At 28.3% G+C, this 7157-nt stretch carries 7 protein-coding genes; 6 read left to right on the plus strand and 1 reads right to left on the minus strand.

What is annotated here, in order from left to right:
* The 5 genes from htpG to Q0649_RS08790 form a co-directional block, all read left to right on the plus strand.
* Positions 1-1256: molecular chaperone HtpG (gene htpG / locus Q0649_RS08770; RefSeq protein ID WP_298840346.1), on the plus strand; the 1256-nt coding region annotated here is incomplete at its 5' end.
* Between the two features lie 137 nt (positions 1257-1393).
* On the plus strand, positions 1394-2176 hold the full coding sequence (locus tag Q0649_RS08775; RefSeq protein WP_367179365.1) for an HAD family hydrolase: 783 nt from the start codon (positions 1394-1396) through the stop codon (positions 2174-2176).
* Between the two features lie 31 nt (positions 2177-2207).
* On the plus strand, positions 2208-2495 hold the full coding sequence (locus Q0649_RS08780) for a putative quinol monooxygenase (RefSeq protein WP_298840349.1): 288 nt from the start codon (positions 2208-2210) through the stop codon (positions 2493-2495).
* A gap of 13 nt (positions 2496-2508) precedes the next feature.
* Positions 2509-3273 carry a type I 3-dehydroquinate dehydratase gene (aroD, locus tag Q0649_RS08785; RefSeq protein WP_298840352.1) on the plus strand — a complete coding sequence of 255 codons (765 nt, stop codon included), beginning with the start codon at positions 2509-2511 and terminating at the stop codon, positions 3271-3273.
* A gap of 232 nt (positions 3274-3505) precedes the next feature.
* Entirely contained in the window at positions 3506-5284 is a 1779-nt protein-coding gene (locus tag Q0649_RS08790) for a methyl-accepting chemotaxis protein (protein ID WP_298840354.1), read from the plus strand.
* A 42-nt stretch (positions 5285-5326) separates the two neighbouring features.
* Here the strand turns inward: Q0649_RS08790 and hydE are convergent, their stop codons facing one another.
* On the minus strand, positions 5327-6361 hold the full coding sequence (gene hydE / locus Q0649_RS08795; protein WP_298840360.1) for a [FeFe] hydrogenase H-cluster radical SAM maturase HydE: 1035 nt from the start codon (positions 6359-6361) through the stop codon (positions 5327-5329).
* A gap of 326 nt (positions 6362-6687) precedes the next feature.
* On the opposite strand from hydE, the gene Q0649_RS08800 reads away from it, so the two are divergent.
* Positions 6688-6918, plus strand: a complete 231-nt coding sequence (locus Q0649_RS08800; RefSeq protein WP_298840356.1) for a glutaredoxin family protein — start codon at positions 6688-6690, stop codon at positions 6916-6918.
* The last annotated feature ends 239 nt before the right edge of the window (positions 6919-7157 follow it).

Here is a 7157-nt window from a genome sequence, read left to right on the forward strand (position 1 = left end):
ATGTAAGTAATTCAAAACTTAAAGAAGGTAGTAAAACAGAATATGAAGACTTCGTAGAGGAAAAAACTATAAACAGTATGGTTCCTATATGGAGAAAGAATAAAAGTGAACTTACTGATGAAGACTATAATAATTTTTATGCTGAAAAGCACTATGGTTTTGACAAACCATTAAAGCATATTCATATAAGTGTTGATGGTGTTATAAGTTATAATTCTATTTTATACATTCCAGAAAAAACTCCATATGATTTCTATACAAAAGAATTTGAAAAAGGTCTAGAACTTTATTCAAATGGTGTTTTAATTATGGAAAAGTGTGCTGACTTATTACCAGACTATTTTAGTTTTGTAAAAGGAATAGTAGATTCAGAAGATTTATCACTTAACATATCTAGAGAAGTATTACAACATGATAGACAACTTCAACTAATAGCTAAAAACATTAAAAGTAAAATAAAAAATGAGTTAGATAGTTTACTTAAAAATGAAAGAGAAAAATATGAAATATTTTACAAGTCATTTGGAAGACAACTAAAATATGGTATTTACTCTGGTTATGGTAGCAATAAAGATACTTTGCAAGATTTGTTACTCTTTTATTCATCAAAGGAGAAAAAGAATGTTACTTTAGATGAATATGTTTCTAGAATGCCAGAGGATCAAAAATATATCTATTATGCATCAGGAGAAACTAACGATAGAATTGAAAAATTACCACAAATAGAAATTGTATCAGATAAAGGATTCGAAATTCTATACTTTACGGATGAGGTTGACGAATTTGCTATTAAAATGATATCTAAATACAAAGAAAAAGAATTTAAATCAGTATCAAGTGGTGATTTAGGAATAGATGTAGAAGAAAAAGAAAAACCATCAGTTGCTGATGATAAAGAAAACAAAGAATTATTTGAACATATGAAAACTACTTTGTCTGGGAAGGTTAAGGATGTTCGTGCATCAAAAAGACTTAAAAATTACCCAGTATGTTTATCAAATGATGGTGAACTCACAATAGAAATGGAAAAAACATTAAATTCTATGCCTAACAATGAAAATGTTAAGGCAGACAAGGTATTAGAAATAAATATAAATAATGATATGTTTAAAGTACTTAAGAGCTGTTATGATACTGATAAAGATAAATTAGATTTATATACTAACATATTGTATAATCAAGCGTTACTTATTGAAGGATTACCAATTAGTGATCCAGTAGAATTTACAAACAATATATGTAAAGTGATGGTATAACTTAAGTATAATTTTAATGATATTTGAAACATAATTATGGGCAATAAATGGATGATAATTCATTTATAGCTCATTTTTACTAGTGAATGAAAGTTGTTAAATGTACCAATTAAACACTATAAAGGAGGGTAAGACTTATTATAAAACTTATTGCAACGGATATGGATGGTACATTATTAAGTGATACAGGTAATATAAATCAAAAGATATTTGGTTTGATACATGATTTGAATGATAAGAATATTAAATTTGCAGCAGCAAGTGGTAGATTTTATTCACAACTGAGTGTAAATTTTAAAAAAGTTAATACAAAAATGATATTTATTGCTCATAATGGGGCACTTATTAAGTATAATCACCAAGGAAAGACATTGTATTCAAATAATATTGCTAAAGAAGAAATAGAGCATGTTATAAATTTGAATCCGAAGCTGGGAGAAGAAGTATTTTTAGCAGGAGAAAATGAGGCATTTTTAGTAAATCCATCAAAAGTTATTTTTAATGAACTTACAGGTGTTGATGTGCCTGTAGTAAAATTGAGTTCTTTTAGTGAATTAAAAAGTCCAATATATAAAATTACTTATTATATGGCAGGTGGTGTAACTTCAGCTATAGTGAATCATTTGAAAGAAAAATTGGATGATAAACTTGAATTTGTTGTATCTGGTGGTAAATTTATAGATATAATGAATAAAGGTATAAGTAAGGGAAGTGCTATAAAAATACTTCAGGAAAAATTTAAAATAGATCAAAAAAGTACAATGGTTTTTGGTGATTATTATAATGATTTGACTATGTTTAAAGCTGCTCATTATAGTTATGCAATGAAAAATGCACCAGAAGATGTGAAGGAACATGCAAAGTTTATTGCAGAAAGTAATAATAATGATGGAGTTTATAATGTTATAGCATTATTATAGTATAAAAATAAATTAAAGAAGGAGATATTATATGATTACAATAGTTGCAAAGAATACAATAAAACAAGGAAAAACAGAGGAATTTAAGAACTTAGCGGAAAAACTCATTAACGAAAGTAGAAAAGAAAAAGGTAATGTATCATACAATTTATATCAAGATTCCAAGGATGGCAATGTATTTACATTCATTGAAGAATGGGAAAATGAAGAGATAATTAAGAGTCATAACGGTTCTAAACATTTTACGTCTATTGTGCCAAAGTTTGGGGACTTGATAGCAAAACAATCAGAGATAAATTTATATAAAAAAGTAAAATAATAAGGATGCTTAAATGAAAAAAGTAGTTAAGATTAAAAATGTTACAATTGGTGAGGGCCTTCCAAAAATTTGTATTCCAATGGTAGGAGAAACTCTGTCAGAACTATTAGAGGAAGCAGAAAATTTAAAAAATATTGATTATGATGTTTTAGAGTGGCGTGTAGATTTTTTTAGAGACGTTACAAATATAGATAAAGTAAAGCATGCGTTGCAATTTATTCGAGAATTAATAGGTGAAAAGCCAATTATATTCACCTTTCGCACGGCTAAAGAGGGTGGGCACAAAGAGGTTACAACTGCATTTTATGTTAAATTAAACAAAGCAATTGCCCTTTCAAAACTTGTTGAGGTTATAGATGTTGAGTTATTTAAGGATGAGAAAGATATCTTGAAATTAGTAAATGTAGCACATGATAATGGTGTAATGGTTATTATATCAAATCATGATTTCAAAAAAACACCTACGAAGGATGTAATTATATCTAGGTTATTTAATGCCCAAAAATTAGGAGGAGACATTCCTAAAATTGCAGTAATGCCTACTTGCACTTCGGATGTAATTACACTGTTAGATGCAACTCGTATTATGAATGAAAGATATGCAACTGGTCCAATTATATCAATGTCAATGGCAGGAAAAGGTATTATTAGTAGATTGTCAGGTGAGCTATTTGGTTCAGCATTAACATTTGGTACTGTTAAAAAGAGTTCCGCACCAGGACAAATTTCGGCTGTAGAACTACGTAAAATCATAATGTTATTACATAACAATTTGTAAAAATATTACAAATATAGTAAAAGGAAAAGAACTACTTAATTTGAGTGGTTCTTTTTTTGTTGTATAGATTAGCGACTATTTAATTACAGGTGAATTATTATTTTGAATATTATGTCGATATAAATATAGAATCTATTAAGATTTGCTGAAAGAGAACGATGAATAGTGTAAACGTTATTATAATATAGGATTAGATTAACTATTATAAAATATAAAAAAGAAGGGAGTGACTATGATGAGAAAAATAAGCACTAAAATAATTGCATTAAATGTTTCAGTAGTATTATTAACTGCACTTTTAATTGGAGGATTTGCTACATACAGAATGTCAGTCCTTAGTAAAAACACTATAACAACAATTGATACTACAGTTAGGAAAGATTATGATGAAAAAATTAAATATCAAGTTGAAAATGTTATAACAATGCTTGGAGGTATTGATAAAAAATATAAATCAGGAGAAATAAGCTTGATAGAAGCTAAAAAACTTGGGGCTGATTTAATACGTGAGATGAAATATGGAGAGGGTGGTTATTTTTGGGTAGATACAGTTGAGGGAGACAATGTGGTTCTTCTTGGTGGTGTATCTGAAGGTAAAAACAGATATGATTTAAAGGACGTAAAAGGCAAAAGTATGATTAAAGAAATTATAGAAAATGGTTTAAAAGATGGTGGTGGATATACAGATTATTGGTTTGCTAAAAAAGGTGAAACAGTTGCATCTCCAAAGAGAGGATATAGTAAGGTTTTTAAGGACTTTAATTGGGTTTTAGGTACAGGAAACTATGTTGACGATATTGACAAATTTGTTGGAAACGAAAAAGCTGTTCTACTAAAAGCTTTTATAAATAGTGTAATTAATTTTATAATTTTAGCAGTTGTTTTTATTGGATTATCAATATTAATATCATTTTATTTTAGTAAGAAAATATCAAATCCTATTTTAAAGATAAGTAAGCTTGTAGATAAGACTGCAAAACTTGATTTATCATATGATAAAAATTCTGAAATGATTTTAAAATATAAAGATGAAACAGGAATTATTGCAAAAGCAGTTATTGATCTACGAAGTTCACTAAGAGAAATAATTGCTAATTTGAAGGAAAATTCAATAGACGTACTTCAATATTCAAAAACTATGACACTGGTTACTAATGAAACCGTTCAATCAATAGACGCTGTATCTGTAGCAATTGAAGAATTAGCAAAAGGCGCTACAAATCAAGTACAGGATTCGCAAAGTGGTGTGAATGAACTTACAAGTCTTGCACTTGAAATTAGTACTGCTGTAAATAGTTCTGGATTATTAAAAAATTATTCTAACGAAACTAAGTCAGTTAACGCACAGGGACTTAACTCTATGAAGTTACTTACTGAAAAATTCAAGGAAAGTAGCAATTCAAATGATGAAGTCGTAAATAATATATCTAAACTTCAAAATAAATCAAACTCTATCGGAAAAATTATAAATACGATAAAAGAGGTAGCAGAACAAACCAATCTATTGGCATTAAATGCTGCAATTGAAGCTGCTAGAGCTGGTGAAGCTGGAAAAGGGTTTGCAGTAGTAGCTGATGAAGTAAGAAAGCTTGCTGAAACAACTGCAATAGCCACAAATGAAATTACAAGTATGATTGGTGAAATTCAAGGAGAAATCAGTGATGTAACAATGAATATAAAAAAGAGCGTAAATATTAATAAAGAGGCGAATATATCTATGGATTTATCACAAAAATCATTTAATATTATAGAGAAATCTATTACTAATATGATTACTCAAATAGATGCTTTGGTTTCAAATATTAATAAGGTAGATAAAAATAAAGATAAGGTATTGTTATCTATAGAAGGAATATCCGCAGTGTCTGAAGAATCTGCTGCTTCAACGCAGGAGATAGCTGCTTCTATGGAGGAGCAAACCAGTGCAATGGAGGATATATCAAATACAGCAGTCAATTTTGAGAAGATTGTATCTAAGCTAGATGCAATAGTACAAAAATTTATATTGTAATATAATAAAAAAGAGCCTATGGGCTCTTTTTTATTATATAAATTATTTGCTGTTTTTATTTCCTCGAAATCCATAATTAGTTGAAACAGATCTTCCAATACTATTAATTTTACCTGTTATGCATCCCCTACAATGAGAGGGGGTATCTCCAGTACAAATTTTACCTGGGTACAGCGCATAATATTTTCTGTATTCACCTTCTGTAACATTAGGCATAACTACATTGGCACCACTTTGTAATGCCATTAGTCTTCCGTTTTTATTTAAGGATTCCATAGCAGTTGTTGCTGGTATATTAATATCTGGTAGAAGCAACCGGGTTATAGCCATAACTTTAAGAGACATAATTAGTTCACGTCCAACGCAATTTGCAAGAGGTGTGTCTTCATTGGGAATAAAAGGTCCTATACCTAACATGTCAGCATTAATCTCTTTGAAAAACAATATATCATCTGCATATGATTCAATTGTTTGGTTTGGCAATCCGACCATAACACCTGTTCCTACTTCATAACCTAATTTTTTTAGATCCCTTAAACAATTAAGTCTGTACTCATGACTCATACCTGGGTCCAGTTCTTCATATAGTTTCTTATTTGTTGTCTCAATTCTTAAAAGATATCTATCAGCACCAGCGTCTCTAAAGGCTTTATATTCATCATAAGTTTTTTCGCCTATACTTAAGGTTAGAGCTAAACCTAAAGCTTTGATATCTTTTATTATACTGATGATTTTATCAACAGTATAATAATCATCTTCTCCACCTTGAAGTACAATTGTTTTATAACCAAAAGACTTAGCTTTAGTTGCAAAGTCTAAAATTTGTTCATGTGTTAATCTATATTTAACTAGATTTTTATTATCTCTCCTAAGTCCACAGTAAAGACAGTTGTTCTTACATATATTAGTAAATTCAATAAGACCTCGAAGCTGAACCGCGTCACTTACATATTTTTTTCTAACTTGATCTGCAGCATCAAATAATTCTTGGTTTACATCATTACTACTTAAGAGATCAATTATTTCTAGTTTAGTTAAGATATGTTCTATTTTTGCTTTGTTTATTATTTCAAACAATTTAATCATTATTTGCACCTCCTATGTTTTTGCTTAAGTTATTTAGAGTACAAAATAATTATAGAGTATTTTGTCACTAACGTATAGTGTTAAGAGTATCATAATATTATACAAAATATATGTAAATATAAAACAAAGAAAATATTTACATATATTTTAAATTTAGAGATATACTAGTTAAATATATATTTAACTAATAAGTGCTATTTTTTAGAGAAAAATAAAAATTAATATTATTGACTTAACTTGAGAAAAATGATAATATTAAAACATGGTAGATTGCATGCAATTAAATTGAGAATAATAAAATTAAAAGGAGATTATATATGAATAAAGTTAATATTTATACAAGTAATAGTTGCGGATTTTGTCATTTAGCTAAGGAATTTTTTGAAGAAAATAATATAGAATATACAGAGCATAATATTTCAGAAAATTTAGAAGCAAAAAAGGCGCTTATAAAAAAAGGCTATAGGTCAGTACCGGTAATTGATATTAATGGACAAGAAATGGTTGGGTTTGATAAAGAAAAAGTGGTTGCTATATTAGGACTTTAAAAGTAATAAATATACATGCCATAAGGGGGAGCTAGAAATAGCTTCTTTTTATGGTCATATAAAATAATACTTATAGTTAAAATTAAAAAGTATTGACATGGATAATATTAGCTGATATAATATTGAAAGTAGTCACTTAGTGACGGATATATAACATTAATTGGTCTTTGAAAATTAAACAGAAAAATAGGTAAAGAAATGAAATAACATTTTATTTTAACCAGTCAATTACTTTAGTA

The sequence above is a fragment of the uncultured Clostridium sp. genome (assembly GCF_937920395.1).
GTDB lineage: Bacteria > Bacillota > Clostridia > Clostridiales > Clostridiaceae > Clostridium_AD.